Genomic DNA, 26,162 nt, shown 5'->3' with positions numbered 1-26,162 from the left:
CTTGGTCTTTTCGGCCACGGCGTTGGTGCACAGAGCCACGCGCTAGATATGCTTATCTGTGTGGAGAAATTGGCGGCACTACAGAACCCTGAATAGGTCCTGCGCCTAAGGTTCGACGTCCTGCAAAACCGGGACCGAATGCTTTTCGAGCAATCCTGCCAGTTCCGGGCGGCATGAGCCACAGTTTGTACCCGCCTGTAATAGCCTGCCGATTTCATCGACATCACCGATGTTCTGGGCGCCGATGGCCCGGACGATCGTATTGAGTCCGACCCCAAAACAGGAGCAGACGATCGGCCCGCCATCCTCGACGCCGTTTGCGGATCGTCCGGAGAGGAGCTGATGAGGCTCGGCATCGGGCAGGGTTGCAAGATACTCCCTCATCAAGGTCACAGGTTCCCGAGATACATAGAGAACGGCAAGAACGCGCGGACCGTCTGATAGAGCGATCCTAAAAGACCCTCTCTTGGGGTCTTCGACCGATGTGGACAGGGCGTCCGGTAGGTGGAACCAGTCACGGGCCACTTTCTCCCAATCTGAGGGCATCTCACAGCCCGCCAGCTCTGTTCTGTAGCCGTTTACGGTTTTCGCCGTTGCCCGATACTCTGCCGCCGGTGACGGAGGTGTCGCGGAGACTGCAAAACCGTACCAGCCGGCCTTCATGGGTTGCAGGGACACGGCAGCGGCTTTGCTTTCGGGTTGGCCTGACACAGGATCTGTGACGCCGGGTATCAATGCATCGACACGGGCCGAGGGGGCCGTTTCGCCTGTCCAGTGGATCGGCGCGAACACCTGTCCGGGCGCGACGGCATCGGATGTATTTAGTCGGAAGATACACGCGCCCACCGCGCTTTTGACCTCGACCAAGCTGTCGGGCTCTAGCCCGAGACGATCGGCATCCTTGGGGTGAACCTTAATAAAGGGCTCAGCAAGATGCGACGACAGGCGTGGTGACAGGCCAGTGCGGGTCATGGTGTGCCATTGGTCCCGCGTACGCCCGGTGTTCAGAAGGAACGGGTAGCGGTCCGAGGCCTTCGCCTCGGGCGGTATGTGGCTGACCGGGATCAGGCGGGCTTTGCCGTCAGGGTGGAAGAACTGCCCGTCGCCAAAGAACCTCCCTCCAGTGCCGTCAGGCGTCACCGGCCAGCGGGTTGGTTGCAGCTCGGCATAGTCGTCGTCCGACAAGTCAGCATATCCAGAGATGTCGAAATCGCGCCCAAAGGGTTTGGCCACCAATGACAGGGCAGCGTATTCGCGGAAAATCTGCGCAGGCGAGGTATAATTGAACGCCTCTTGCCACCCCATACGGCGGCCCACCTCCGCGAGGATGTCCCAATCGGCCCGCGCATTGCCCGGAGGAGTCAGGACGGCGCGCTGGCGGCTGATCGTGCGGTCCGAGTTGGTGACGGTGCCGCTTTTCTCGCCCCATCCAGCTGCGGGCAACACCACATTTGCGACGCGGGCTGTGTCTGTATGTTCGGTCAGATCGCTGACAACCGTGAAGGGACAGGTTTTGATGGCGGCCTGCACCCGGTCGGCCTCGGGCATGGTGACGGCGGGGTTGGTATGGATCACCCAAAGGGCTTTGATCTGCCCCTTCTCGATCTCTCGAAACAGGTCGACGGCTTTCAGCCCCGGTTTCTTGGGCATGTTTGGTGCAGCCCAGAACTTCTGAACCGCCGCGCGGTGGCTTGTGTTTTCGATGTCCAGATGACAGGCGAGCATGTTGGCTAGCCCACCGACTTCTCTCCCGCCCATGGCGTTCGGCTGCCCGGTGACAGAAAACGGCCCCATGCCGGGTCGACCGATCCGGCCCGCGGCCAGATGGCAATTCAGGATCGCGTTGACCTTGTCCGTCCCGCTGGAGGATTGATTGACACCTTGGCTAAAGATCGTAACCACGCGCTCGGTCCCGATCCACATGTCACAGAAGGCGTCGAGGTCTTTTTGATCAAGATCGGTCGCCGCCGGGTTTTCCTTTTGCGCGGCAGCCAATGCGTCCGTGAACCCTGTCGTATGACTCAGAAAACCCGCGTCGACCTGTCCGGTTTCGTGAATGCGGCCAAGCAGATGGTTGAACACGGCCACGTCGCTGCCCGGTGCCAGAGGTAGATGCAGATCAGCCTCATCGCAACTTGCTGTTCTGCGCGGGTCAATCACGACGATCCGGGTCCCCCGCGCCTGACGTGCCGCCATGAGCCGTTGGTAAAGAACCGGATGGCACCAAGCGAGGTTTGAGCCGACCAAAACGACCAGATCGGCTTGATCCATATCCTCATAGGTTCCGGGCACGGTATCCGTGCCAAAGGCGCGTTTGTGCCCGGCCACGGTGGATGCCATGCAGAGCCGCGAATTGGTGTCGATATTCGCCGATCCGATGAACCCTTTCATCAGCTTGTTGGCGACGTAATAGTCCTCGGTCAGCAATTGCCCCGAGACGTAGAAGGCAACACTGTCCGGCCCGTGCGCCTTGATCGCAGCCGAGAACCGATCCGCGACCAGTTGAAGGGCGTCATCCCAGCCGACATCCTGACCAAACGCACGCGGGTTTCGCAGGCGGTGGTCGAGGCCGACGGTCTCACCCAAAGCCAAGCCCTTGGAGCAAAGCCGGCCATGGTTTGCCGGGTGGTCCGGGTCACCGCGCACGGCCAACCCTCCGGCCCCGTCGGGGCGCAGCAGGACGCCACAGCCAACCCCGCAATAAGCGCAGGTCGAGCGGATCTCGGGTAGGCCGGTGCCGTCCATCAGGCGGCGCTCCGGTGAGAGACTGTGCTGGCATCCAACAAGATACGCCCGCCTTCGAGACGCACCGGATAGGTGGCGATCTGCCCCTCGTCAGCGCCCTGTGCTTGGCCCGTGTTCAGGTCGAAGACCCAGTTGTGCAGAGGGCAGGTGACCGATTGCCCATGCACGATACCCTCGGACAGCGGCCCGCCTTTGTGGGGGCAGCTGTTGGTGGCGGCGAAGACCTCGGCCTCGGCGGTGCGGAAGACCGCGATACAGCCGATATGCGTTTTCACCAAACGCGCGCCGCGCAGGGGGATGTCTTCGATATGTCCGATGTCAATCCAGCTCATTCCGCGGCCTCCAGTGTGAAATCTGCGATCGGCGCATAGGTCTGCGCCTTGTCCTTGACGTGTTCCGCCCACGGGTCCTTCCGGTAGATGCTTTGGGACAGTTCGAACCGTTCGACCAGAGCGGCGCGGTTCTCCCGGTCCTCCACGACCTGAGCCTTGACCCAGTCCATGCCCACCTTGCCCAGCCATTTATACAAGCGGTCCAGATACTTGCCGCCTTCGCGATAGGCCTGAGTGACGGCCATCACGACTTCAATCGCTTCGTCTTCGGTTGGGACCTGACAGAGTAATTCAGTTTCTTTCACATCCATACCGGCGGCACCGCCGATGCTGATCTGGTAGCCAGAGTCGACGCAGACCACACCGATGTCCTTGCAGGTCGCCTCGGCGCAGTTGCGCGGGCACCCCGACACCGCCAGTTTCAACTTGTGCGGTGTCCACGACCCCCAAAGGATTTTCTCAAGCTTAATGCCAAGGCCGGTGCTGTCTTGCGTGCCAAAGCGGCAATGATCGGTGCCGACGCAGGTTTTGACCGTCCGCAGGCCCTTGGAATAGGCGTGGCCAGAGACCAGACCGGCCTGGTTCAGATCCGACCAGATGGCGGGCAAATCTTCACCTTTCACGCCCAACAAGTCGATGCGCTGACCGCCGGTGACTTTCACCGTGGGCACGTCGTATTTGTCGGCTGCATCCGCGATGGCACGCAATTCTTCGGGGGTGGTGATGCCACCCCACATACGCGGGACAACGCTGAAAGTGCCGTCTTTCTGGATGTTGGCGTGTTTGCGTTCGTTCACGAACCGGCTTTGCGGGTCGTCTTGGTATTCCAGCGGCCAGTCGGCCAGAAGATAGTAGTTGATCGCGGGACGGCAGACATGGCAGCCGTTAGGCGTTGTCCAGCCCAGCTCCTGCCAGACGGCGGCCTGGCTTTTCAACTCCTGCCCTTTGATCAGACGGCGCACATCCTCGTGCGTCAGGTCGGTGCAGCCGCAGATGGGTTGCGCCGTTGGCATTTGGAACTCATCACCCAGAGTGACCTGCAAAACTTGCTCAACCAGCCCCGTGCATGTCCCGCAGGATGCGCTGGCCTTGGTGCTTGCACGCACGGCACCCAGATCGCTGGCACCCGCGTTGATCGCTTCGACAATGTCACCTATGCATACGCCGTTGCAGCCGCAAATCTCCGCCTCAGGCGGCAATGCTGCAACGGCTGAAAGAGGGTCCGCGGTATCGCCCCCCTGATAGGCGGGCCCGAAGATCAGCGTCTCGCGCATGTCTTCAACGCTGGTGCCGTCCTTGATCAGCCCGAAGAACCAGCTGCCATCGGCCGTGTCGCCATACATGACCGCGCCGATCAGACGATCCTCTTCAATGACCAGCCGCTTGTAGACCCCGCGCGAGGGGTCGCGGAACACGATATCCTCACGCCCTGGCGCGTCCGCAAAATCCCCCGCGCTGAACAGATCGCAGCCGGTGACTTTCAACTTGGTCGAGAGGGTTTTCTGAACAAACGCAGCTTCTTCGCCCAACAGCGCCTGCGCGGCGACTTTCGCCTGATCATAGAGCGGCGCGACAAGGCCAAAGACCGCCCCGTCATGTTCGACGCATTCGCCCACGGCGTAAACATCCGGGTCCGAGGTCAGCATCTGATCATCCACATGAATACCGCGCCCTGTGGCCAGACCAGCCTCTTGCGCCAGCGCCGTATTGGGTCGGATACCCACGGCCATGACCAACAGGTCACAGGGCAATTCGGTCCCGTCGTCCAGAAGCAGCGCGCGGACTTTACCATCTTGCCCGAGGATTTCTTTCGAGTTCGCCTGCAGGCAAATCTTGATGCCTTTGTCTTCCAGCGACTTCTTCAGCAGATACCCTGCGGCTTCGTCCAGTTGACGCTCCATCAGATGGCCCATGATGTGAACCACGGTCACGTCGACCCCATGCGCAGCCATGCCCGCAGCGGCCTCAAGCCCCAGTAGGCCGCCGCCGATAACGACAACCTTGTTGGCTGAGCCCATGCCCATCATCCGCTGGGTATCTTCCAGATCACGGTAGGCAATCACGCCCTCCAAATCATGCCCGGGCAGAGGGATGATGAACGGATTTGAGCCCGTCGCAACAATCAGCTTGTCGTAGGGCACATGACCATTTGCGCCCTCGACCACCTTCATCTCGCGGTCGATTTTGGCCACCTTCTCGCCAAAGCGGCAGGAGATACCGCGCTCGGCATACCAAGTGTCGTCATGGGTGACGATTTCTTCATAGGTCTTCTCGCCCGACAGGACCGGGCTGAGCATAATGCGGTTGTAGTTCCCGCGCGGCTCGGCGTTGAACAGGGTGATGTCGAACGAATCCGGCGCGGCGTCGGTCAGGTGCTCCAGCACCCGGCCCGAGGCCATCCCTGCGCCAATGACAACAAGTCTTTGCTTCATAGTTTCACTCCGCTGCAATCGCCTTGGGGGCGGGTGTTTTAGGCTTGGCGCCGTGTTCGTATTCTTCGAGGAAATCGAGGACCTCCTGCCGGTAGGCATAGTAATCCGGATGTTCCAGCAGGGCCTTGCGGGTGCGCGGACGCGGCAGGTCGACTTTGGTGATCTTGCCGATGGTCGCTTGCGGGCCGTTGGTCATCATCACCACGCGATCGGCCAACAGGATTGCCTCATCCACGTCATGGGTCACACAGATCGCGGTCACCTTGGTGCGAGACCAGACCTCCATCAGGACTTCCTGCAATTCCCAGCGTGTGAGGCTGTCGAGCATCCCGAAGGGCTCGTCCAGCAACAGCAGCTTGGGAGACAGTGCGAAGGCGCGGGCAATACCGACCCGTTGCTTCATGCCGTTCGAGAGATCCGAGGCAGATTTGTCCATCGCATCGGCCAGTCCGACGCGTTCTAGATAGTACTCTACCACGTCCTGCCGCTCGGCCATGCTGGCCTTGGGATAAACCTTGTCGACGCCAATCGCGACGTTCTCCTTGGCGGAAAGCCAGGGGAACAGGTTTGGCGATTGGAACACCACCGCGCGTTCCGGGTCGGCCCCTTCGACGTGACGGCCATCCAACTTGATCGCGCCTTTCGAGATGTCGTTCAGACCCGCAGCCATAGTCAAAACCGTGGACTTGCCGCAGCCGGAATGGCCGATCAGCGAGATGAACTCACCCTTGTCAATCTTCAGGTCGAAATCTTTGACCACGGTCAGGGGGCCTTTGGGCGTCGGATATACTTTGTGCAGCTGCGAGAAGTCGAGGAAGCGGTTCTCGATCATCCCCTTCTGCGCCTCGGCCACCGCCGTTGGAACCCCATGAATCGGGGTGACATCCGGCAGGATACGAGAGCCTTCGACCTTGGCTTCGATCCCCACATCCATCAGGTATTTGGTGACGTCGGCGCGGAGGCGTTTGAAGGTCTCATCGTTGTTCATCGCACCCCGATCGCGTGGGCGCGGGATCGACACGCGGAATTCCTGCCCCAGTGTGCCATCAGGGTTCAAAGCGATAATCCGGTCGGCCAGAATGATCGCCTCGTCGACATCGTTGGTGATCAGCACGCAGGTCTTTTTGTCGGCCTCCCAGATGTGTTCGATCTCATCCGCCAGATTGGCGCGGGTCAGCGCATCCAGCGCTGACAAAGGCTCATCCAGCAGCAGAACCTCGGGGTTCATCGACAAAGCGCGCGCCACGTTGACTCGCTGGCGCATCCCGCCCGACAGTTCCGCCGGGCGACGCGTCGCGGCGTGGCTGAGGCCTACCATTTTCACATAGTGTGCGACTTTCTCGGCTTTCTCCGCCTTGCTGAGGCCGGGAAAGACCGTATCCACCGCCAGCCCCACATTGCCGCTGACCGTCAGCCATGGCATCAGAGAGTAGTTCTGGAAAATCACGCCCCGTTCCGGGCCCGGCCCCTTGATCGGGGTACCTTTGAACGTGACCTCACCCTTGGTCGGCGTATCCAGTCCAGCCATCAAGTTGATTAGGGACGTCTTGCCAGTGCCCGAGAAGCCGAGGATCACCAGAAACTCACCCTCTTGCACGTCAAGGTCGATGCCTTTCAGCACATCGGTGCGTGCGGTGCCTTCACCGAAGGATTTCGAGGCGTTCTTGAAGCTCAGAATGCTCATCTCGATCACCGGTTATTCGTGAAGGTAAACAGGGATTGCAGCGCGTACATCACCCGGTCCAGCAGGAAACCGATGATGCCGATGGTGAAGACCGCAACCATTATCTTTGCGAGCGAGCTGGACGACCCGTTCTGGAACTCATCCCAGACAAACTTGCCCAGACCGGGATTCTGCGCCAGCATTTCCGCCGCGATCAGGACCATCCAGCCGACGCCCAACGACAGGCGCAGGCCTGTGAAGATCAGGGGCAGGGCAGAGGGCAGCACCAGTTTGGTGATCTTGGTATAGGTGTTCATTTTCAACACCTTGGAGACATTCACTAGGTCCTTGTCGATGGAAGCAACACCCAGCGATGTATTGATCAGTGTGGGCCACAGCGAACACAAGGTGACGGTGATGGCCGAGATCAGGAAGGATTTCGCGAACCAGCCGTCATTGGTGACGTAAACGGCCGAGACGATCATGGTGACGATCGGCAGCCAGGCTAGCGGAGACACCGGTTTGAAAATCTGGATCAGCGGGTTCAGCGCGGCATTGGCTGTCGGAGACAGGCCAGCCGCGATGCCAAGCGGCACGGCGACCACTGTGGCGATCAGAAAGCCGAAAAACACCGTTTTGATCGAGGTCCAGATTTGCTGGTAATACGAAGGCGCCCCAGTAAAGGCGACCTCTTTCACCTTTTCGGGCTGACCGGCATCAATGAACTTCTGATTGCGCTTTTCGACCATCGCTTCGAATTTCGCGCGCTTGGCGGCCTTGGCCTTTGCGTCTTCGTTCAGGCTGACCATCTCGCTCCAGACTTGCGCAGGTCCGGGGACAGCACCAAGCGAGGTCTGCACCTTGGGGGCCAATGTTGCCCAGAGCAGCAGAAAGGCACAGATCGACAGCAGTGGAACGATCAACAACCGCCAAATCTCGGTCATCTGCGCGCGTGGGTTGTCTCCGGCGGCGGCCTTTAGGACGGGCGTGGCCCAGCTAAGGCCCAACACCTGGAACCACTTGTCGGCTGCGTTGATACGGGTGAAAAGGCGGGCGCGACGTTCCTCTCGGGCGGCGTCTGCGTTGAATTCGGGATCGACCGTTGTCATCTGATGTGTCCTTGCGATGGCGGGGCACTTTGGGGTCCGCGCCCGACGAGGGCCGGGCGCGGCGTTTGGGGAATTAACCTTGTACGTCGGAACCGACGATTTTCTGCTCGCCCTTCAGACCGATGGAGAGGCTTTCGAGATAGGCGTTGGGGGTGCGGCCGTCATAGGCGATACCGTCGATGATATCCTCGGCCGGAGTCGGTGCTTTGTAACCGTCGCTGTCCCAAGGGAAATCAGCCTCGTTCGCCAGCCCTTCGTCGACCAGCAAGCGCGCGGCCTCAAGGTAGATCTCGGGCTTGTAGACCGACTTGGCGACTTCGTCATACCAGCTGTCGGGCTTGGCCTCGGCGATCTGACCCCAGCGGCGCATTTGGGTCAGGTACCAAATCGCGTCCGAGTAGAACGGGTAGGTCGCATTGTAGCGGAAGAACACGTTGAAATCGGGAACCTCGCGCTTGTCGCCCTTTTCGTATTCAAACGTGCCGGTCATCGAGTTGGCAATGACATCATAATCCGCGCCAACATATTCCGGACGGCTCAGGATCTCGACCGCTTCGGGGCGGTTGGCGTTGTCGTTTTCATCCAGCCACTGCGCCGCACGGATCAGCGCTTTGGTCACGGCCAGAGTGGTGTTTGGGTACTCTTCGGCGAACTCGGCGGTGATACCAAAGACCTTCTCGGGGTTGTTCTTCCACAGCTCATAATCGGTGATGACCGGAACACCGATGCCTTTGAACACGGCCTGCTGGTTCCAAGGCTCGCCCACGCAATAGCCATAGATCGTACCAGCCTCCAACGTGGCGGGCATCTGCGGCGGAGGGGTCACGGACAGGAAGACATCCGCACCGATTTGACCAGTCACGTTTTCGGGGCTGTAATACCCCGGATGCAGACCACCAGCGGCCAGCCAGTAACGAAGCTCGTAGTTGTGGGTCGAAACTGGGAAGACCATGCCCATGTTGAACGGCTTGCCTTCGGACTTGTATTTCTCAACGACCGGTGCCAAGGCCTCAGCACTAATCGGGTGCTGCGGGCGACCGTCATCCATCTTTGGGATATTGGGCTTCATTTCTTCCCAAATCTCGTTTGAGACGGTGATGCCGTTGCCGTTCAAATCCATCGAAAACGGTGTGATGATATGCGCCTCGGTCCCGTAACCGATGGTCGCCGCCAAAGGCTGGCCCGCCAGCATGTGCGCACCGTCAAGTTGCCCGCCAATCACGCCGTCCAGCAGCACTTTCCAGTTGGCTTGCGCTTCCAACGTCACGAACAGACCCTCGTCCAGGAAATAGCCCTGTTCATAGGCGACGGCCAACGGGGCCATGTCGGTCAGCTTGATAAAGCCAAAGGTCAGCTCGTCTTTTTCCAGTTCCAGCTCGGCCAATGCCGGAGAGACAAGCGCGGTAGACGCAATAAGGCCCAGAAGTAGCTTTTTCATCTCGATCCCTTTCGGTTCAGCCCAATCGCTTTGGGCAAACAAAAAAAGCCGCCGACACACACCGCCGGGAGGATTGGCGGGTGGTCGAGCGGCTCTGCTCTTGGTGGATGCCCATTTCGGCGGGCGAATTCTTACGGTGGGCGTCGTTGCCTGCCGTTGACCCGATTAAGCCTTGCCGGGCTTGGGTCGTCATCCTTTTTCTGCAATGCAGCACTACCGAATGCTGCGCTGCAAAAAAATTAGGCAATCTTAACCGGTCGGCTCGAAAATGCGCCGGTCGAAAAAGACATTCGGGGGCAGAATCAGGCTGCCATGGGTTGAGGCCACAGCAGTCGAATTGGGCAGCGCGCCCTCCAGTTTTTCCGAGGCGCCTGGTGATTCCACGCCCAAACCCTGCAGTTCACGACGATAAAGATCGCTGCGAAAGACCTTTGCGGCTTGACGCTCGGCGGTTGTGACATCCAGCCCGTTTCGCAGCGCCAACTGATGAGCCATCCATTTCGCCTGACTGCGCCAAGGGAAGGTGGCGGCTCCGTCAAAGAACTCGACGAACCCCTCAACATGGCGCTGTTCGCCACGGGCGGAGATCGTGAACTCTCCCATCAGGGCGCGGTCGATCAGTTCGGGCGAGACGTTGAGGTAGGATTTGCGCGACAACATCTCGGACGCGGTTGTGCGGCTGTCTTCACTTGAAAGCCAACGCCCGGCGCGCCAGACCGCCCGCATCAGGCTGCCAAGCAGATGCGGCTCGTTCTCGGCCCAGTCGTTGCGCACCGCCAGAACCTTTTCTGGAGCGCAGGTCCAGATCGCCTGGCCCGGTAGAAGGAGGGTACCGACATTGTCGTCGACCGCGAAGGATCCCCAGGGTTCACCCACGCAGAAGGCGTCTATCTCTCCACCGGCGAGGGCCTGCGCCATCAATGGCGGTGGTACGGTGCGTATTTCCACCTTTTTCGAGGCCAGCGGCGTTCCCGCCACCCAGTAGCGCAGTAGTTCGACATGCATCGAGAAAGGGAAGGGGACGCCAAAGACGAGAACGTCTCCGGCGGCTTTTGCCAATGCTGCGCCGGCTTTGGCGGCATCGGCGAAATCAAAACCAAATCCCTGATGTGCTAGCCGCCCGGCCAATTGCGTGCCAACGCCAATCACGGTTCCATTCATCGATAGCACGGACACGGCCGATAGCGGCGTCGCGATGCCGCCCAGACCCAAGGCCATCGCGACCGGAACCGGAGACAGCAGATGCGCGGCATCAACATGCCCAAAGGCCAGCATGTCGCGCAGGGACGACCAGGATGGGGCAGGGCGCAGATCCAACGAAACGCCCTCGGCATGGTCGAACCCCATTTCGCGCGCGACGATTAATGGGGCGGCATCGACCAGCGGCATGTAGGCTACGGGAAGGGTGACGGTCCTCATGACAACAACCCAGAGGCCGTAACCAAAGCCTCGGCGACCTCGGCCACCCTGCGGTTCTGGTTCATCGCGGTTTTGCGCAACAGGGCATAGGCCTCATCCTCGGGCACGCCTTTGGCTTTCATCAACAATCCTTTGGCGCGGTCGATCACCTTGCGTTCTTCCAATGCGCGGCGGGTTTCAGCCAGTTCCGTCCGCATCTGGCGCAGCACCTGAAACCGGGCGATGGCCGTGTCGATCACCGGCTTGATACGCTCGGCCTGCAGGCCATCGACCACATAGGCTGAGACACCTGCCTCAACCGCAGCTTTTGCCAACCCACCGGCTGCTCCAGACACAAACATGGCGACGGGACGCTCCAGTGGGCCGGACGCGACCGTCAATTCCTCGAGCATGTCGCGCGACGGGTTGTCGATATCAATCAGGACGATATCGGGGCTGTGGGTGGCAATCTTGCGCGCCAATCCCGAGGCGTTTCCGATCACGAACACATCGACATCGCCGGACTCCTTCAGCGCATCCACGATGGCAAAGGCCCGGTCTTGGTTCTGTTCTACGACAACGACTGTCAGGTTCTGGCTCATACGGAGTCAGTTGGGCGCGCTGCATGGGGTTGGCAACAGATCGATTGCTGCGCTTGCAAAGGGACCACAAGTGTAGATCAATTTTTGGGCGAACGACGTCTGAGTGCGTATTCTTCAGGCAATCACAGGGCGTAGCTATTGGGATTGCCTAGGGGTCAGTCGCGCTCGTTCGATAAAGTCGTCGCATCAGGGTCGGGGTCAGGTACATCGGAATCTGGTAGGCCCCTATAAAGACCATGATCGGCGCAATGACCTCGGGCGGCAAAGCAACAAAGAACAGGGCAATATTGCGATTGCCTGCGATCAAAGAAATAGCCGTCGCTTGTGCTGGTGGGCCGCGCCTGCGCAACAGGCTGAACATCACGGCCTGAGCGCCAAAGTTGATCACGCAGGCAAAAGCGACCCAGAACAGCGCGATGCCGGGCGCCTCCAGTGCCGTCGCGCTGAGCGATGGCATCAGGCCAATGACAAAGACAGCCAATGTGATCGCGCCCAGCCCTTCAAGATTGCCGAGCGTGGACGCGGACGGGTTTCTGAGGACAGTCAGGCGCAAGACGATCGCGGCGGAGGCCGCAACGGCGATGGTCAGGAACAAGCGGGCCGAGGCACCGGTGACGGCGCGAATATCCTCCAGCTCTGGCATGAGCCAGAAGACGGGCAGCGCCGTCAGGGGCAAAAGCGCGGTTCCCACCACCACCAGCCGCACTGCGTGTTCCGCCGGGTGACCCATCATCAGGCACATGTTCGGGCTGCCGGAAATCGAGGGCGCTGCGGCGACGATGAGCAGTGACAGGAAGATCGGCGAACTCATCCAGCCAGCCGTGTATCCAATGGCCAGAAGCGTCAGCGGCACCGCAAGTTGCAGTGCCGCAATCGTGCGGATCACGCTATGCAGATCGGATAGCGAGCCGATGAGCGTTTTTGGCTCCATTCGCAGGACCGTCACGAAAAGCAGCAACATGACGAGCGGCGGCAGCAGCGGGCGCATCGGTTCGGCGAGGCTGGGCAAGAGCAGACCGGCAACCAGCCCCGCGACCAGTACAATGGGGCCATTGCGGGCCGCCAGATGTAGCGGGTTCAAGTGGCGCTACCCGCCGGGGCTCTGGCGCAGGTTATCAGGCAGCCAGGTGGCCAGCTCAGGGAACCAGATCAGAACAAATACCATCAGCACCATGATCAGGAACATCGGAATGGCGGCGCGGGCGATATAGCTCATCTCGTGGTTGGTCATGCCCTGCATCACAAACAGGTTGAAGCCGATGGGCGGCGTGATCTGGGCCATCTCGACGACAACGACGATGAAGATACCGAACCAGATCAGATCAATCCCTGCATCGCGGATCATCGGCTCGACCACGGCCATGGTCAGCACGACCGACGAGATGCCGTCCAGAAAACACCCCAGTATGATGTAGAAGACCAGCAGCACCATCAGCAGCTCGAACCGTGTCAGTTCCCACCCGGCAATGAGGTCGGCGAGGCCTCGGGGCAGGCCAGTGAAGCCCATCGACAACGACAGGAAGGCCGCGCCTGCAAGGATCAGGGCAATCATCGCGCTGGTGCGCGTTGCGCCCATCAAGCTTTCGGTGAAGGTCTTCCAGTTGAGCGAGCCTTGACCGGCGGCCAGCAATAGCCCTCCGATCACGCCAAAGGCGGCGGCTTCGGTTGCAGTGGCATAGCCCAGATACATCGAGCCGATCACCACCGTGATCAACAGGATCACAGGCAACAGGAAGCGAGAGTTGTGGATTTTCTCGCGGAAGCTCAGCTTGGCTTCGACGTTGGGCTGCCAGTCCTTGCCTAGTTTCGAATAGATCGCGACATAGCCCATGAACATCGCGGCCAGAACGAGGCCGGGAAGGATGCCGGCAAAGAACAGCTTTGTGATCGATTCATTGATGGTAACGCCATAGACGATCAGCGTCAGCGAGGGCGGGATCATCAGGCCCAATGTAGCCGCGCCGGTTAGGGTGCCGATGATCATACGCTCAGGGTAATTTCGCTTACGCAGTTCCGGGATCGACATTTTGCCCACGGTGGTCAGTGTGGCAGCGGATGAGCCAGATACCGCAGCGAAGACCGTGCAGCCGACGATATTGGTATGCACCAACCCGCCGGGCAGAGGGGCCATCCAAGGCGAAAGCCCTTTGAACATATCCTCGGATAATCGCGTTCGGTACAGGATTTCCCCCATCCAGATGAACATGGGCAGGGCGGTCAGGGTCCAGGACGAGGACGCGGACCAGATCGTTGTGATCATGACGTCGCCGACGGGGCGGGTCGTGAACAGCTCCATCCCGACCCAGGCGACGCCCATCAGGGCAAGGCCGACCCAAACTCCGGTGCCCAGCAGGGTGAACAGGACGAAGATGAACAGGATGATGATCGAAAGGTTTTCCATACGCTTATTCCCCCTGACTTTGGTCGGCCAGATCGGGGGTGATGCGGTGATCCCCCTTGAACAGCACGTGGAGCAGATGGTCGGTTAGTGCGATGGCGAGGATCACGGCGCCGATCAGCATGGCGGATTGAGGAATCCACAGGGCGGTTCTGTCCTGCCCCTGACTGACATCGTTGAACTTCCAGCTCCAATAGACAAAGCGGTAGGCGTACCAGCAGAAATACCACATCACCGCTGTGCCGATGGCGAAACACCAGATTTCCAGAACACGCCTGAACCCGTCTGGAACAGCATTCAACAGAATGGACACACGGATATGACTGCCTCGGTTCAGCGCGTTGGCAAAGGCCAGAAAGGACGCGGCGGCCATGGCGTACCCGGCATAGTCGGGCGCGCCGGGAAAGACCTCTCCGGTCCAGCGGGCCAGCATTTGCACTACGATCAGCAGCAAAATGGCGATCAGGCTCAGTGCGGCCAGAACGCCGGCGGCCTGATAAATGAAATCCAGAACGGACCGAAGCCCACGCATAACCGCCATACTGTCCCCGCTTGGTTTGTCTTTTTTGAGATGTTGCGGGCGGCAGAAGGACCTGCCGCCCGATTTGGCGTTATTGCTGCGCGGCGTTGAACGCATCGACGATGGCTTTGCCCTCGTCGCCTGCAGCCTCAAGCCATTCATTGGTCATGGTGACGCCGATTTCTTTTAGCTCACCCACCATCTGGTCAGAGGCCGGGCCAACGGTCATGCCACCATCGCGCAGACCCTGCAGTGTGAAGCCGGTATATTCCTTGGCACGCCAGTTGCCGGCATATTCGGCCAGTTCCGCGCAGGCTTTGATGACGTTCTTGTTGGCGTCAGACACACCCGACCAGACGTCCGAATTGACCATCACGTAGTTGCGCGGCAGCCAGGCGTCGACTTCGTAGAAGTAGTTCAGGCTTTCCCAGACTTTGCGGTCATAGCCAGTCGACCCGGAGGACACCATCGAGTCCGCCACACCCGTTGCAAAGGCCTGGCTGATCTCGGCGGCTTCAATTGTCACGGGCAGCATGCCCGTCAGCTCGGCCAGGCGCGAGGTGGCGTTGTTGTAGGACCGGAACTTGATGCCTTTCATATCGGCGACCGAGTTCACCTCATTCTTGAAATACAGCCCCTGCGGCGGCCAAGGCACGGCGTAAAGCAGCGTCAGGTTTTGCTCGGCCAGCAGGCTCTCGATCGAGGGCTTGGCCGCTTCCCACAGCTTGGCGCTGTCGTCAAAGGACGTGGCAAGGAAAGGGATCGAGTCAAAGCCGAATAGCGCGTTTTCGTTCTGGTGTCCGGACAACAGGCGCTCGCCAATCGGGGCCTGCCCGGTCTGGATCGCGCGCTTGATATCGGCGCCTTTGAACAGAGAGCCCGAGGGGTGGGTCACGATCTCAATCTCGCCGCCTGTTCCGGTTGTTACACATTTGGCGAATTCAGCACCCGTGGCCGAATGGAAATTCGAGGCCGAATAGGCCATCGGCATGTCCCATTTCTCGGCCATGGCGGGGGCGGCCGCGGCGGCGGTCAATGCGGTTGCCGCGAGAAGGCTGGTGAGTTTCTTCATGATAGTCTCCCGATTGTTATGCGTTGGACTGGCTTCTGGAGCCGAATTATTCATGTTGCGAACCGTGCTGGCGCGTAGACGCTGGTATCTGTGTTTGGCGTGCGCCCTGCGATCATCTGAGCCAGCAAACGGCCGGTTTTTGGGCCGCCGGTCAGGCCGATATGGTGGTGGCCAAAGCCCATGTAGGCTCCGGAAATACCGGGAACCTCACCGATGATCGGGATCGAGTCCGCCGGGGCCGGTCTGTGCCCCATCCATTCAATTTCCTCCTTCCATGTCACGCCGGGCAGGGCTGCGCGGGCGTTCTTGCGCAGCAATTCAAATGGCGCGCGTGAGGGCGGAGCGTCCAGCCCGCCAAATTCGACAATACCCGCCAACCGTATGCGCCCATCCATCGGTGTGGCAACAAATTTACCAGAGGCCACCATGACCGGGCTGCGGGGCATGGCCGATGGCGCGACCAGTTCCAGGTGATAACCACGCTCGCTTTCGAGCGGGACCGAGATGCCCAGCCGTTTGGCCAGAGGCCCGGACCAGACGCCCGCGCTGACGATGGCCGTGTCGCAGGCAATGGTCTCACCGCCCGCGCGCACGCCGGTGACTTTGCCTGCTTCACGGATGACATCCTCAACCTCGGCGCGCAGAATGCGCCCGCCACTGGCCTCGACATGGGCGGCAAGGTCTTTCACATAGCGGCCCGGATCTCTGATATGGCCGTGATCCGCCAGCCGGGTCGCAAATGAGATGTCGCGACTGAAGACAGGGTCATAGTCATGCAAGGCCTGCCCTTCGAGCTCATCCCAGTGAAACCCATGCTTGCGCCGGATGCCCCACCCAAAGGCGTCCCCTTCGAAATGAGCCCGGTCGCGGTAAAGGAACAGATAGTCCGACGGGACCAGCCATTTCTCCGCCCCGGTCCCTTCGGCCAGGGCCTTGTGGTCGTTCAAACTGTCGCCAATGATCGGAGTCAGGGCGGCGGCGATCCGGTCTACCTCGTGGGCTTTTGCATGGCTCAGGTAACGGGTCAGCCAAGGCACAAGCCTAGGGAGGTAACCCCATTTCATGAACAGCGGCTCAGATGGGCTGAACAGCATGCGGGGGGCTTTGCCTAGCAGGCCCGGCACTGTCACCGGAACGATCGAGCAGGAGGCAAGTACCCCGCCATTGCCATGAGACGTCCCCTCGGCAGGTCCTGCTTTGTCAATCAGGATTACATCATGTCCATCTCGCTGCAGCCAGACCGCGGCCGAGACGCCGACAATCCCGGCGCCTATGATGGCTATGGTTTTCTTGTCGCTCATGCTGCCCCCGATTTCGCAACCGCATAGTGGTTGAGCGTGGCCAGATCCGGCCTGCCGCCCAGCCCGGGGTCGTCTGGCACGATGACTTGACCGTCCCTCACCTCGAAAGGGGTTTCGAGGATATCTTCGGTCAGGAAATAGCTGGCCTGATAGAATTCGCAGCCCAAAGTGATCTCGGGCGTTGCGGCGATCATGTGGGTTCCGGCGAGATGGGCCAAGCCTGCTTCGAACATGTCGCCGCCATAGGCGCTCAGCCCATGGGTGGCGGCGATGCGGGCGACCGTCTGGCCTCGTGTCAGACCGCCAGACTTCATGATCTTGACCGAGACGCCATCGCAAATCCCCTCGCGCGCGGCGCGCTCCATGTCCTCGGGGCCAAAGACGCTTTCGTCGGCCAGCAGAGGGATGTCAATCATCTGCTTCAGCTGGGCCATCATGCCAAAGTGATGCGCGCGCACGGGTTGTTCGATGAAGTCGGGTTGAAACTGTGCCACGTCGCGCACCTGCGCCGGGGCATCCTCGACGCTCAGCCCCTGATTGTAGTCCACGCGGACGGCCATTTCTGGGTGGTTCTGGGCCAGGTATTCAAGCCGCATGATGTCGAAGGCATGATCCTTGAACCCTGTCTTGAGTTTCACGATCCGAACGCCGTCATCATGCAATCGCGCCAACAGGTCGATATCCTGCGCGAAGTCAGGATTGGCAATGGAGCAGCTCAGCGGGATCGCATCACGGCACTTGCCGCCCAGCAAGGCCCAAACCGGCAGTGAGGAGATGCGGCCAGTCATGTCCAGAAGAGCGGTCTCCAACGCGGCCTTGGCTTCGGTACAATGGGCGACTGCATAAGCGGCCTGGGCCATGATCGCGGCCCGGTCGGACAGGCGCGCGCCTAAAACCAGCGGGCGCAGATAGCGGTCCAGCGCGGCAAATGTGGCCTCGGGCGTGCCGGTAAAAACCGACCAAGGTGAGGCCTCACCAAACCCTTGCGTGCCGTCCTCAGTGGTCAATCTGAGGATGACGACCTCACAGACTCCTTCGACGGAGCCGATGCCGTGATCCCGACGCGATGTCACCGGCAGCGCAAGATGCCATAGATCATAGCCCGTAATTTTCTGTTGTAGATCAGACATCCCACCTCCGGTCAGGACGCAGCCTGCCTTGACCAGAATATCATTTCAAATACTATATATTGCTTATACTATCAGAAAAAATGATGATCCAATGTCCCTCAGATTTCGTCAGTTGCAGGCTTTTCACGCGATCATGGAGACAGGGACGGTCACCGGCGCCGCGTCAGTGCTTGGCATTTCACAGCCGGGCATCAGCAATCTTCTGTCCCAGCTAGAGCGCGAGGCGCGATTGCCATTGTTTGAGCGCACCAAAGGACGTTTGCTGCCAACGCCCGAGGCTGAGCTTCTCTATCGTGAGGTCGATACCGTGGTGCGCGGGTTGGATCACGTGGCGCAGGCCGTAACGGATTTGCAGAACAAACACCCCGGTCAGTTGCAAGTCGCCGCCCCGCATATGCTGTCATTCGGCTTCATGCCCCGCGAGATTGCGCGATTCTCGCAATCCCGTCCCAATCTGTCGGTCAGCTTTCAATCGCAATATTCGTCGAAGATTCAGGAATGGGTGACGTCGGGCCTGTTTGAGATCGGCATTGTCGAGATGCCCATTCTGCACGATACCCTAAATGCAAAGGTTTTTCGGTTTGAAACGCTGGCGACGTTTCCCGAAAACAACCCTCTGGCCGCGCATGAGGTCCTGACGCCGGAACTGCTTGAAAAGGAGCCCTTCATAGTGATGGGGCCGGAGCATCAAACCCACCGCCGGACGCGCGAGGTATTCCAGAAGGCCGGGTGCGATTGGCGGACCAAGATCCACACGCATTTGTCGGAAAACCTGCTCAGCTTCGTCAAGGAGGGCATGGGTGTAGCCCTAATCGACCCGTTTACCGTGTCGTTCGATGGCGAGGACGGCTATCAAACCCGGCAGTTTCAGCCGCCCGTGATGCTGGATCTTGCGGTCATCACCGCCAAAGGCCGCCCGCTCTCCGCCATCGGGCAGGCGTTTCTGGCGCAGTTGATGACCTCGATTGAGACCTTTGCCGAGGGCGCTGTACCAGACGAACGACAGACGAGCGGATAACGCTGTTGGCAAGTTACATGAGGATGTGAAACTGTCGGGCGGAATCGACGCTCAGAACGCAGGAGGAGGGGCAGATGATCGCAAAGGGGGGGAAATCCATCTACGGGGCGTCGGTGGGTATCTTGATGCTCGATGCGCGGTTTCCGCGCATTTCGGGCGACATGGGTAACGCGACGACCTGGCCGTTTCCGGTGCTGTATCGCATCGTGCGCGATGCCTCGCCTGACCTTGTTGTGCGGCGCGGCGCCGAGGGCATGTTGAGCGCGTTTGTTGATGCGGCCCGTGACCTTGTTCGCGATGGCGCGGACGGCATTACCACGAATTGTGGTTTTCTGTCCTTGTTCCAGCAAGAATTGTCTGAGGCCGTTCCGGTGCCGGTCGTGACCTCGTCGTTGATGCAGGTGGAGATGGTCAATCGCATTTTGCCAGCGGGAAAGCGTGCTGGGGTCCTGACCATCTCGGCCTCGACCCTGACCGAGGATCATTTGCGGAAAGCGCAGGTGCCCGAAGGAACGCCGATTGGGACGACGGAAGGGGGGCAGGAATTCACGCGCGCGATTCTGGGAAACGAGGAGGCTCTGGATGTCGAAAAGGCGCGCGCTGACAATGTCGAGGCGGCTTTGCGGCTGCAAAAAAACCATCCTGAACTGGGCGCAATCGTTCTGGAATGCACCAATATGTGCCCCTATGCAGCCGATATTCGAAATGCGACGGGAATACCTGTTTTCTCGATTGTCAGCTTTGTGACGTGGTTCCAATCCGGTCTTTTGCCGCCAAGGTTCTGAAAACGCGGCACGACACTCGGTTGGGAAAATTGAATAATAACAATGTATAAGCCAGAATTTTTCCGCCCTCGCGTCAATTACTAAAAATTTAGTTTGACAGATGCGCGGTAAATCGCTGATGTTGGTTGTCATCCGGTTCGCGCCGGAATCCATAGTTTTTGGGAGGAAACAGATGCGGAGACATCTACTTTCCGCAGTGGCGGCGGCTGCCGTCATTGCGGGGCACGGTCCCGTTTGGGCCGACGAAGCCGCAGCACAACGTTGGATCGACGACGAATTCCAGCCATCGACTCTGTCGAAAGACGAACAGATGGGCGAGATGAAGTGGTTCATCGAAGCTGCACAGCCTTATGCCGGCATGGAAATCAACGTTCTGTCGGAAGGCATTCCAACGCACTCATATGAATCCGAGGTGCTGACCAAGGCGTTCGAAGAGATCACCGGGATCAAGGTCAACCACCAGATCCTCGGCGAGGGCGAAGTGGTTCAGGCCGTTCAGACCCAGCTGCAGACGGGCCGGAACCTCTATGACGGTTACGTCAATGACAGCGACCTGATCGGGACGCACTCGCGCCTGCAACTGGCCTATCCGCTGACCGACATGATGGCAGGCGATTGGGCGGCGACGACCTCGCCGACGCTGGATTTGGATGACTTTATGGGCATTCAGTTCACCACCGGTCCGGATGGCAAGCTGTATCAGCTGCCCGACCAGCAGTTTGCGAACCTCTACTGGTTCCGCAAGGACTGGTTCGATGACGAAGCCAACAAGGCCGCATTCAAGGAAAAGTACGGCTATGACCTTGGCGTTCCGGTCAATTGGTCCGCTTACGAAGACATTGCCGAATTCTTCACCAACGATGTGAAAGAGATCGACGGTGTGACAATCTACGGTCACATGGACTACGGCAAACGCGCGCCTGACCTTGGTTGGCGTATGACCGACGCGTGGCTGTCGATGGCCGGTGCCGGTGACGTAGGTGAGCCGAATGGTATCCCCGTTGACGAATGGGGCATCCGCATGGAAGCGGGCACCTGTAACCCTGTCGGGGCCTCCGTCTCGCGCGGTGGTGCGGCCAACGGTCCGGCTGCGGTCTACGCGATCCGCAAGTGGGATGAGTGGCTGCGAGCCTATGCTCCTCCGGGTGCTGCGTCTTATGACTTCTACCAGTCGCTGCCAGCGCTTAGCCAAGGCAATGTGGCCCAGCAGATCTTCTGGTACACCGCCTTTACCGCTGACATGGTGAAGCCGAAGTCCGAAGGCAACAACACCGTGGACGACGAAGGCACGCCGCTGTGGCGGATGGCGCCCAGCCCGCACGGACCCTATTGGGAAGAAGGCCAGAAGGTCGGCTACCAAGACGTGGGTTCCTGGACGTTCCTTAAATCGACCCCCGAGGATCGTGCTCAGGCGGCTTGGCTCTATGCTCAGTTCGTGACGTCGAAGACTGTTGATGTGAAGAAGTCCCATGTGGGTCTGACCTTCATCCGCGACAGTTCGGTCAACCACGAGTCGTTCACTGAACGCGCTCCCAAGCTGGGTGGTCTGGTCGAGTTCTACCGCTCGCCTGACCGTGTGGCATGGTCGCCGACCGGCATCAACGTGCCGGATTATCCGAAGCTGGCCCAAATCTGGTGGCAGCAGATCGGTGACGTGAACTCGGGCGCCTTCACCCCGCAAGAGGCGATGGATCGTCTGGCCGAGGAAATGGACATCACCATGGCCCGTATGCAGGCCGCGGATGAAAGTGCCGGTGTCTACGGTGGCTGCGGCCCACGTCTGAACGAGCCGCAGGATCCTGCCTTCTGGCTGGAGAAAGAGGGCTCGCCCAAGGCCAAGCTTGAGAACGAAAAGCCGCAAGGCCAGACCGTCAACTATGACGAACTGGTTCAGCGCTGGCAGTCTCAGTAAGCGATTGAAACCGGGGGTGCCGATTGCGGCATCCCCATCCCAAGACCAAGACAGCGCATGGCGCTGCGGGATCGGAATTCACGGACATGATCGAACTTAAAGACGCGACCAAACGGGTCGGGAACGTCATCCATATCAAACCCACATCCTTGACGCTGCAGACCGGCCATTTCAATGTGCTGCTGGGGGCGACGGGATCGGGCAAGACCTCTCTGATCAAGATGATGGCCGGGCTGGACCCTATTGCCTCGGGCAAGGTCTTTATGGACGGGCAGGACGTCACCAAGCTGAACACGCAGAAGCGGCAGATCAGCCTGGTCCACCAGTTCTTTGTGAACTACCCGCATATGACCGTTTTCGACAATATCGCCTCACCCCTGCGCGTGGCTGGTATGGCGAAATCCGAAATCGAAGGCCGCGTGGAAGAGGCTGCCGATCTGCTTCAACTGCGCCCGATGCTGCATCGCCGCCCTCACGAGCTGTCTGGTGGTCAGCAACAACGCACCGCCTTGGCCCGCGCGATTGCGAAAGAAAGCCGCGCCGTCTTCCTGGATGAGCCGCTGGCCAACCTCGACTACAAGCTTCGTGAAGAACTGCGTGAGCAATTGCCTGATCTGTTTGCCGGGCGCGGAGCGGTAGTGGTCTACGCAACCTCGGAGCCCGAAGAGGCGCTGTTGCTAGGCGGTCATACCGCGCTGATGGAAGACGGGTATGTGACGCAGTTCGGCCCAACGGCTGATATCTACCGAAATCCCGAAAATCTGGCTGCAGCACGCGTATTCTCCGACCCCCCGATCAACGTCGCCCGCATCACGGTTTCCGGCGCACAAGCGCAGCTTGCCGGAGGCGGTGGCTGGGCGGTACAGAACATGGCCGATGGCGAATACATGGTGGCTGTGCGCCCTCATCGCGTCACACCGATCCGGACATCTGAGGCTGACGTTGAACTGACAGGCCGCGTGATCGTGACCGAACTGTCGGGCTCGGACTCCAGCGCGCATTTCCGGCATGGCTCGGACGACTGGGTGTCTTTGGCGGCAGGGGTTCACCCCTATCAGGTCGGTGAGGATCACAGTTTCTACATGAACCCGGCGCATTGCCGGTATTTCGGCCAAGACGGCCAAAGGGTGGCCTGACATGGCACAGATCAAGCTTTCCAACCTGCGACACAGCTACATGCCCGCGCCGAAAGGCCCCGAGGACTATGCGCTGAAAGAAGTCGATGTCACGTGGCGCGACGGCGGTGCCTATGCGCTGCTGGGGCCGTCTGGCTGCGGCAAGTCCACTCTGCTGAATATCATCTCGGGGCTGCTGACACCGTCTGAGGGTCAGATTCTGTTTGACGGTCAAGATGTTACGGCCCTGCCACCCGATCAGCGCAACATTGCGCAGGTGTTCCAGTTTCCGGTGATCTACGACACGATGACCGTCGGTGAAAACCTGGCCTTTCCCCTGAAAAACCGAGGCGTCGACCCCGCCAAGATCAAACGGCGCGTCGATGAGATCGCCGAGATGCTGGACGTCACGGACATGCTGAACACCCGTGCCAGCGGCCTCAGCCCGGACAACAAGCAGAAGATCTCGATGGGGCGCGGACTGGTGCGCGACGATGTGAACGCGGTGATGTTTGACGAGCCGCTGACCGTGATCGACCCGCATCTGAAATGGAAGCTGCGCTCAAAGCTGAAAGAGCTGCACCAGAAAGTACAGGCAACCATGATCTACGTGACCCACGACCAGACCGAGGCGCTGACCTTCGCGGATGAGGTGGTCGTGATGCAAGACGGCGAGGTCGTTCAGATCGGTACCCCTGTTGAGCTGTTCGAGCGCCCGCAGCACACCTTCGTTGGCCACTTCATCGGCTCCCCCGGCATGAATGTTCTGCCCTGCGAGGCCAAAGGCGACCGGGCCGTGTTCGAGGGATATGAAGTGGTGCTAGAAGGCCCTACTCACGGCGACGGAGGACGCACCGATCTGGGTATCCGCCCGGAATATGTGGGCTTCGGCGATACCGGCATTCCGGCGCATGTCACCAAAGTGTCCGATATCGGCCGCCACTATGTGGTCAGCGCGATGGTCGGCAATACGGCCCTCAAGGCGGTGACCGAACATAGTGTGCCTGAACCGGGCTCAGAGGTCTTCCTGCAATTCAAACCAGAACAATCTCGCGTTTACCGCGACGGCTGGATCGCAACCGAGGAGCGCAGCTGATGAGAACGGAAAACCAAAAAGCCTGGTTCTTTGTCCTGCCGGTGTTGGCACTGGTCGCGTTCAACGCGCTGGTGCCGATGATGACGGTGGTCAACTACTCGGTGCAGGAAACCTTCGGCAACAACCAGTTCTTCTGGGAGGGGCTTGGCTGGTTCGAGCAAATCCTGCGTTCGGACCGCTTTCAGGCCGCGCTGGGACGGCAGTTCCTGTTTACCTTCCTGATCCTTCTTATCGAAGTGCCTTTGGGTATCATCGTCGCGCTGTCGATGCCGCGCAAAGGCTTCTGGGTGCCGGTCTGTCTGGTCCTGATGGCCCTGCCGATGCTGATTCCTTGGAACGTGGTTGGCTCGATGTGGAACATCTTCACGCTGCCCAAGATCGGCCTGCTGGGCTACTTCCTGAATGACGTTCTGGGCATCAACTATGATATGACGCAACAGCCTCTGTCGGCTTGGATCACGGTCGTTGTCATGGATGTCTGGCACTGGACGTCGCTGGTTGTGCTGCTGTGCTATGCGGGCCTCGTGTCGATCCCGGACGCGTACTATCAGGCCGCGAAGATCGACGGTGCCAGCCCTTGGTCGGTGTTCCGCTATATCCAACTGCCCAAGATGAAAACCGTCCTGACCATCGCCGTTCTGCTGCGCTTCATGGACAGTTTCAACATCTATACCGAGCCTTTCGTTCTGACAGGCGGCGGCCCGGGCAACTCAACCACCTTACTTTCGATCGACCTTGTGAAGATCGCACTGGGACAGTTCGACCTTGGCCCTGCAGCTGCGATGAGCCTGATCTACTTCGCCATCACGCTGTTGGTCAGCTGGGTCTTCTACACTCTGATGACAAAGGATGACGCGCAATGAAGAAGCGGTCTCTTATCCCGATCCTCTATATCGCGTTCCTTATGCTGCCGATCTATTGGCTGGTGGCGATGTCCTTCAAGACCACGAACGAGATTCTGTCGGGCTTTTCTCTGTTCCCTCAGACCTTCACGCTGGAGAACTACACCACTATCCTCACCGATCCGACGTGGTACTGGGGCTATATCAACTCGATCATCTATGTGACGATCAACACGGTGCTGTCGGTCTGTGTGGCCTTGCCTGCGGCCTATGCGTTCTCGCGCTATCGGTTTCTGGGCGACAAGCAGCTCTTCTTCTGGCTGCTGACCAACCGTATGGCCCCGGCGGCTGTGTTCGCGCTGCCGTTCTTCCAGCTCTATTCCTCCATCGGGCTGTTTGACACCCATTTGGCCGTGGCTTTAGCGCATACGCTGTTCAACGTGCCTTTGGCGGTGTGGATTCTGGAAGGGTTCATGCGGGGTATCCCGAAAGAGCTGGACGAGACTGCCTATGTCGACGGCTATTCCTTCCCGCGTTTCTTCGTGACGATCTTCCTGCCCAACATCAAAGCGGGTGTGGGTGTTGCAGCCTTCTTCTGCTTCATGTTCTCGTGGGTCGAGATGCTCTTGGCCAAGACGCTTACGGCTGTGGAAGCCAAGCCCATCGCCGCCGTGATGACTCGTACTGCATCCAGCGCGGGGTATGAATTGGGCCTGCTGGCAGCCGCCGGAACACTGACCATCATTCCCGGCGCCATCGTCATCTGGTTTGTCCGCAACTACATCGCGCGTGGTTTCGCGATGGGACGTGTATGAGGTTCGATATGCGCAAACTTCTTATCATCCTTCCCTTCCTGCCCTCTGCGGCATTTGCCCAGCAGGCGGGTTGGGGCAGCGTCGGCCAGCAAGAGGAAAAAGGCTTTTCATGGACCGATCCGCTGTGGCCTGATTTCTGGATGGCTTGGACGCCAGCCACGCTGGCTTTGTTCGTCGGCATCTTCTCGGCCATTGCACTGATCGGCGTGCTGGAAGGGTTCAAATTCCGCGATGGCATTGAACGCAAAGGCGTGCTGGGTCTGACCACAACGCTGGGCGACCGCCTGTTCATCACGTTGCTTGGCTCGGCTTACATTTTTCTGGCTTGGCTCGGCTTCGTGGGCCAACCGGTCTGGACACCGTTGTTTCTATCAATCGGCTGGGGTTTCTTTGTTTTCTGGAAAGTTTAGGCTTTGACAAAACGCGAAAGGATGCTTGT

At 59.5% G+C, this 26,162-nt stretch carries 22 protein-coding genes; 8 read left to right on the top strand and 14 right to left on the bottom strand.

Going from position 1 to position 26,162, the window contains the following annotated elements; all coding sequences use genetic code 11:
- Positions 1-105: 105 nt before the first annotated feature.
- From ACR0JF_RS08940 to ACR0JF_RS08875, 14 genes are all read right to left on the bottom strand, one after another.
- Positions 106-2,745 carry a nitrate reductase gene (locus tag ACR0JF_RS08940; protein WP_170659007.1) on the bottom strand — a complete coding sequence of 880 codons (2,640 nt, stop codon included), beginning with the start codon at positions 2,743-2,745 and terminating at the stop codon, positions 106-108.
- Positions 2,745-3,077, bottom strand: a complete 333-nt coding sequence (nirD, locus tag ACR0JF_RS08935; protein WP_170479032.1) for a nitrite reductase small subunit NirD — start codon at positions 3,075-3,077, stop codon at positions 2,745-2,747. The genes ACR0JF_RS08940 and nirD overlap by 1 nt, the downstream gene beginning before the upstream one ends.
- Positions 3,074-5,509: a nitrite reductase large subunit NirB gene (nirB, locus tag ACR0JF_RS08930; RefSeq protein ID WP_170659008.1), complete on the bottom strand. Its 2,436-nt coding sequence runs from the start codon at positions 5,507-5,509 to the stop codon at positions 3,074-3,076. Before nirB ends, nirD begins: the two co-directional genes overlap by 4 nt.
- Before the next feature lie 4 nt (positions 5,510-5,513).
- Entirely contained in the window at positions 5,514-7,193 is a 1,680-nt protein-coding gene (locus ACR0JF_RS08925; RefSeq protein ID WP_170659009.1) for an ABC transporter ATP-binding protein, read from the bottom strand.
- 5 nt (positions 7,194-7,198) lie between these two features.
- Positions 7,199-8,281: an ABC transporter permease gene (locus tag ACR0JF_RS08920; protein ID WP_170549248.1), complete on the bottom strand. Its 1,083-nt coding sequence runs from the start codon at positions 8,279-8,281 to the stop codon at positions 7,199-7,201.
- A gap of 73 nt (positions 8,282-8,354) precedes the next feature.
- On the bottom strand, positions 8,355-9,719 hold the full coding sequence (locus tag ACR0JF_RS08915) for a CmpA/NrtA family ABC transporter substrate-binding protein (protein WP_170659010.1): 1,365 nt from the start codon (positions 9,717-9,719) through the stop codon (positions 8,355-8,357).
- Between the two features lie 249 nt (positions 9,720-9,968).
- Positions 9,969-11,138 carry an ABC transporter substrate-binding protein gene (locus ACR0JF_RS08910; protein ID WP_170659011.1) on the bottom strand — a complete coding sequence of 390 codons (1,170 nt, stop codon included), beginning with the start codon at positions 11,136-11,138 and terminating at the stop codon, positions 9,969-9,971.
- On the bottom strand, positions 11,135-11,719 hold the full coding sequence (locus ACR0JF_RS08905; RefSeq protein WP_170467312.1) for an ANTAR domain-containing response regulator: 585 nt from the start codon (positions 11,717-11,719) through the stop codon (positions 11,135-11,137). The genes ACR0JF_RS08910 and ACR0JF_RS08905 overlap by 4 nt, the downstream gene beginning before the upstream one ends.
- A 148-nt stretch (positions 11,720-11,867) precedes the next feature.
- Positions 11,868-12,800 carry a hypothetical protein gene (locus ACR0JF_RS08900; RefSeq protein ID WP_170659012.1) on the bottom strand — a complete coding sequence of 311 codons (933 nt, stop codon included), beginning with the start codon at positions 12,798-12,800 and terminating at the stop codon, positions 11,868-11,870.
- A 6-nt stretch (positions 12,801-12,806) separates the two neighbouring features.
- A complete protein-coding gene (locus tag ACR0JF_RS08895) occupies positions 12,807-14,120 on the bottom strand; it encodes a TRAP transporter large permease subunit (protein WP_170549260.1) in 1,314 nt (437 codons plus the stop codon).
- Between the two features lie 4 nt (positions 14,121-14,124).
- Positions 14,125-14,649: a TRAP transporter small permease gene (locus ACR0JF_RS08890; protein WP_419738744.1), complete on the bottom strand. Its 525-nt coding sequence runs from the start codon at positions 14,647-14,649 to the stop codon at positions 14,125-14,127.
- 79 nt (positions 14,650-14,728) lie between these two features.
- A complete protein-coding gene (locus tag ACR0JF_RS08885) occupies positions 14,729-15,709 on the bottom strand; it encodes a TRAP transporter substrate-binding protein (RefSeq protein WP_170378565.1) in 981 nt (326 codons plus the stop codon).
- Positions 15,710-15,759: 50 nt separating this feature from the next.
- Positions 15,760-17,010, bottom strand: a complete 1,251-nt coding sequence (locus tag ACR0JF_RS08880) for an NAD(P)/FAD-dependent oxidoreductase (protein ID WP_170659013.1) — start codon at positions 17,008-17,010, stop codon at positions 15,760-15,762.
- The gene (locus tag ACR0JF_RS08875) at positions 17,007-18,140 is read right to left on the bottom strand and encodes an enolase C-terminal domain-like protein (RefSeq protein WP_170659014.1); all 1,134 of its coding nucleotides are present in this window, start codon (positions 18,138-18,140) and stop codon (positions 17,007-17,009) included. The genes ACR0JF_RS08880 and ACR0JF_RS08875 overlap by 4 nt, the downstream gene beginning before the upstream one ends.
- Before the next feature lie 91 nt (positions 18,141-18,231).
- On the opposite strand from ACR0JF_RS08875, the gene ACR0JF_RS08870 reads away from it, so the two are divergent.
- The 8 genes from ACR0JF_RS08870 (at position 18,232) to ACR0JF_RS08835 (ending at position 26,133) form a co-directional block, all read left to right on the top strand.
- Complete coding sequence (locus ACR0JF_RS08870; RefSeq protein WP_170659015.1) at positions 18,232-19,158, top strand: LysR family transcriptional regulator; 927 nt, start codon at positions 18,232-18,234, stop codon at positions 19,156-19,158.
- Between the two features lie 74 nt (positions 19,159-19,232).
- Positions 19,233-19,943 carry an aspartate/glutamate racemase family protein gene (locus ACR0JF_RS08865; protein ID WP_170659016.1) on the top strand — a complete coding sequence of 237 codons (711 nt, stop codon included), beginning with the start codon at positions 19,233-19,235 and terminating at the stop codon, positions 19,941-19,943.
- A 172-nt stretch (positions 19,944-20,115) separates the two neighbouring features.
- The gene (locus tag ACR0JF_RS08860; protein ID WP_170378557.1) at positions 20,116-21,855 is read left to right on the top strand and encodes an ABC transporter substrate-binding protein; all 1,740 of its coding nucleotides are present in this window, start codon (positions 20,116-20,118) and stop codon (positions 21,853-21,855) included.
- A gap of 86 nt (positions 21,856-21,941) precedes the next feature.
- Positions 21,942-22,991 (top strand): ABC transporter ATP-binding protein, encoded by a 1,050-nt coding sequence (locus tag ACR0JF_RS08855; RefSeq protein WP_170461603.1) that lies wholly within the window; start codon positions 21,942-21,944, stop codon positions 22,989-22,991.
- 1 nt (position 22,992) lies between these two features.
- Positions 22,993-24,066, top strand: a complete 1,074-nt coding sequence (locus ACR0JF_RS08850) for an ABC transporter ATP-binding protein (protein ID WP_170659017.1) — start codon at positions 22,993-22,995, stop codon at positions 24,064-24,066.
- On the top strand, positions 24,066-24,929 hold the full coding sequence (locus tag ACR0JF_RS08845) for a carbohydrate ABC transporter permease (protein WP_085807799.1): 864 nt from the start codon (positions 24,066-24,068) through the stop codon (positions 24,927-24,929). Before ACR0JF_RS08850 ends, ACR0JF_RS08845 begins: the two co-directional genes overlap by 1 nt.
- Positions 24,926-25,723 carry a carbohydrate ABC transporter permease gene (locus tag ACR0JF_RS08840; RefSeq protein WP_170378551.1) on the top strand — a complete coding sequence of 266 codons (798 nt, stop codon included), beginning with the start codon at positions 24,926-24,928 and terminating at the stop codon, positions 25,721-25,723. Before ACR0JF_RS08845 ends, ACR0JF_RS08840 begins: the two co-directional genes overlap by 4 nt.
- Positions 25,724-25,731: 8 nt before the next feature.
- Positions 25,732-26,133, top strand: a complete 402-nt coding sequence (locus ACR0JF_RS08835; protein WP_170378549.1) for a DUF2160 domain-containing protein — start codon at positions 25,732-25,734, stop codon at positions 26,131-26,133.
- Positions 26,134-26,162: the final 29 nt, after the last annotated feature.

This window comes from Ruegeria sp. BG11, from assembly GCF_056538565.1.
This window is presented reverse-complemented; position numbering and strand designations above follow the sequence as displayed.

What these genes read in the sequence shown, in the direction of transcription:
- ACR0JF_RS08940 (WP_170659007.1), bottom strand. Translation starts at nt 2,745, where the DNA reads ATGGACGGCACCGGCCTACCCGAGATCCGCTCGACCTGCGCTTATTGC.
- nirD (WP_170479032.1), bottom strand. Translation starts at nt 3,077, where the DNA reads ATGAGCTGGATTGACATCGGACATATCGAAGACATCCCCCTGCGCGGC.
- nirB (WP_170659008.1), bottom strand. Translation starts at nt 5,509, where the DNA reads ATGAAGCAAAGACTTGTTGTCATTGGCGCAGGGATGGCCTCGGGCCGG.
- ACR0JF_RS08925 (WP_170659009.1), bottom strand. Translation starts at nt 7,193, where the DNA reads ATGAGCATTCTGAGCTTCAAGAACGCCTCGAAATCCTTCGGTGAAGGC.
- ACR0JF_RS08920 (WP_170549248.1), bottom strand. Translation starts at nt 8,281, where the DNA reads ATGACAACGGTCGATCCCGAATTCAACGCAGACGCCGCCCGAGAGGAA.
- ACR0JF_RS08915 (WP_170659010.1), bottom strand. Translation starts at nt 9,719, where the DNA reads ATGAAAAAGCTACTTCTGGGCCTTATTGCGTCTACCGCGCTTGTCTCT.
- ACR0JF_RS08910 (WP_170659011.1), bottom strand. Translation starts at nt 11,138, where the DNA reads ATGAGGACCGTCACCCTTCCCGTAGCCTACATGCCGCTGGTCGATGCC.
- ACR0JF_RS08905 (WP_170467312.1), bottom strand. Translation starts at nt 11,719, where the DNA reads ATGAGCCAGAACCTGACAGTCGTTGTCGTAGAACAGAACCAAGACCGG.
- ACR0JF_RS08895 (WP_170549260.1), bottom strand. Translation starts at nt 14,120, where the DNA reads ATGGAAAACCTTTCGATCATCATCCTGTTCATCTTCGTCCTGTTCACC.
- ACR0JF_RS08890 (WP_419738744.1), bottom strand. Translation starts at nt 14,649, where the DNA reads ATGCGTGGGCTTCGGTCCGTTCTGGATTTCATTTATCAGGCCGCCGGC.
- ACR0JF_RS08885 (WP_170378565.1), bottom strand. Translation starts at nt 15,709, where the DNA reads ATGAAGAAACTCACCAGCCTTCTCGCGGCAACCGCATTGACCGCCGCC.
- ACR0JF_RS08880 (WP_170659013.1), bottom strand. Translation starts at nt 17,010, where the DNA reads ATGAGCGACAAGAAAACCATAGCCATCATAGGCGCCGGGATTGTCGGC.
- ACR0JF_RS08875 (WP_170659014.1), bottom strand. Translation starts at nt 18,140, where the DNA reads ATGTCTGATCTACAACAGAAAATTACGGGCTATGATCTATGGCATCTT.
- ACR0JF_RS08870 (WP_170659015.1), top strand. Translation starts at nt 18,232, where the DNA reads ATGTCCCTCAGATTTCGTCAGTTGCAGGCTTTTCACGCGATCATGGAG.
- ACR0JF_RS08865 (WP_170659016.1), top strand. Translation starts at nt 19,233, where the DNA reads ATGATCGCAAAGGGGGGGAAATCCATCTACGGGGCGTCGGTGGGTATC.
- ACR0JF_RS08860 (WP_170378557.1), top strand. Translation starts at nt 20,116, where the DNA reads ATGCGGAGACATCTACTTTCCGCAGTGGCGGCGGCTGCCGTCATTGCG.
- ACR0JF_RS08855 (WP_170461603.1), top strand. Translation starts at nt 21,942, where the DNA reads ATGATCGAACTTAAAGACGCGACCAAACGGGTCGGGAACGTCATCCAT.
- ACR0JF_RS08850 (WP_170659017.1), top strand. Translation starts at nt 22,993, where the DNA reads ATGGCACAGATCAAGCTTTCCAACCTGCGACACAGCTACATGCCCGCG.
- ACR0JF_RS08845 (WP_085807799.1), top strand. Translation starts at nt 24,066, where the DNA reads ATGAGAACGGAAAACCAAAAAGCCTGGTTCTTTGTCCTGCCGGTGTTG.
- ACR0JF_RS08840 (WP_170378551.1), top strand. Translation starts at nt 24,926, where the DNA reads ATGAAGAAGCGGTCTCTTATCCCGATCCTCTATATCGCGTTCCTTATG.
- ACR0JF_RS08835 (WP_170378549.1), top strand. Translation starts at nt 25,732, where the DNA reads ATGCGCAAACTTCTTATCATCCTTCCCTTCCTGCCCTCTGCGGCATTT.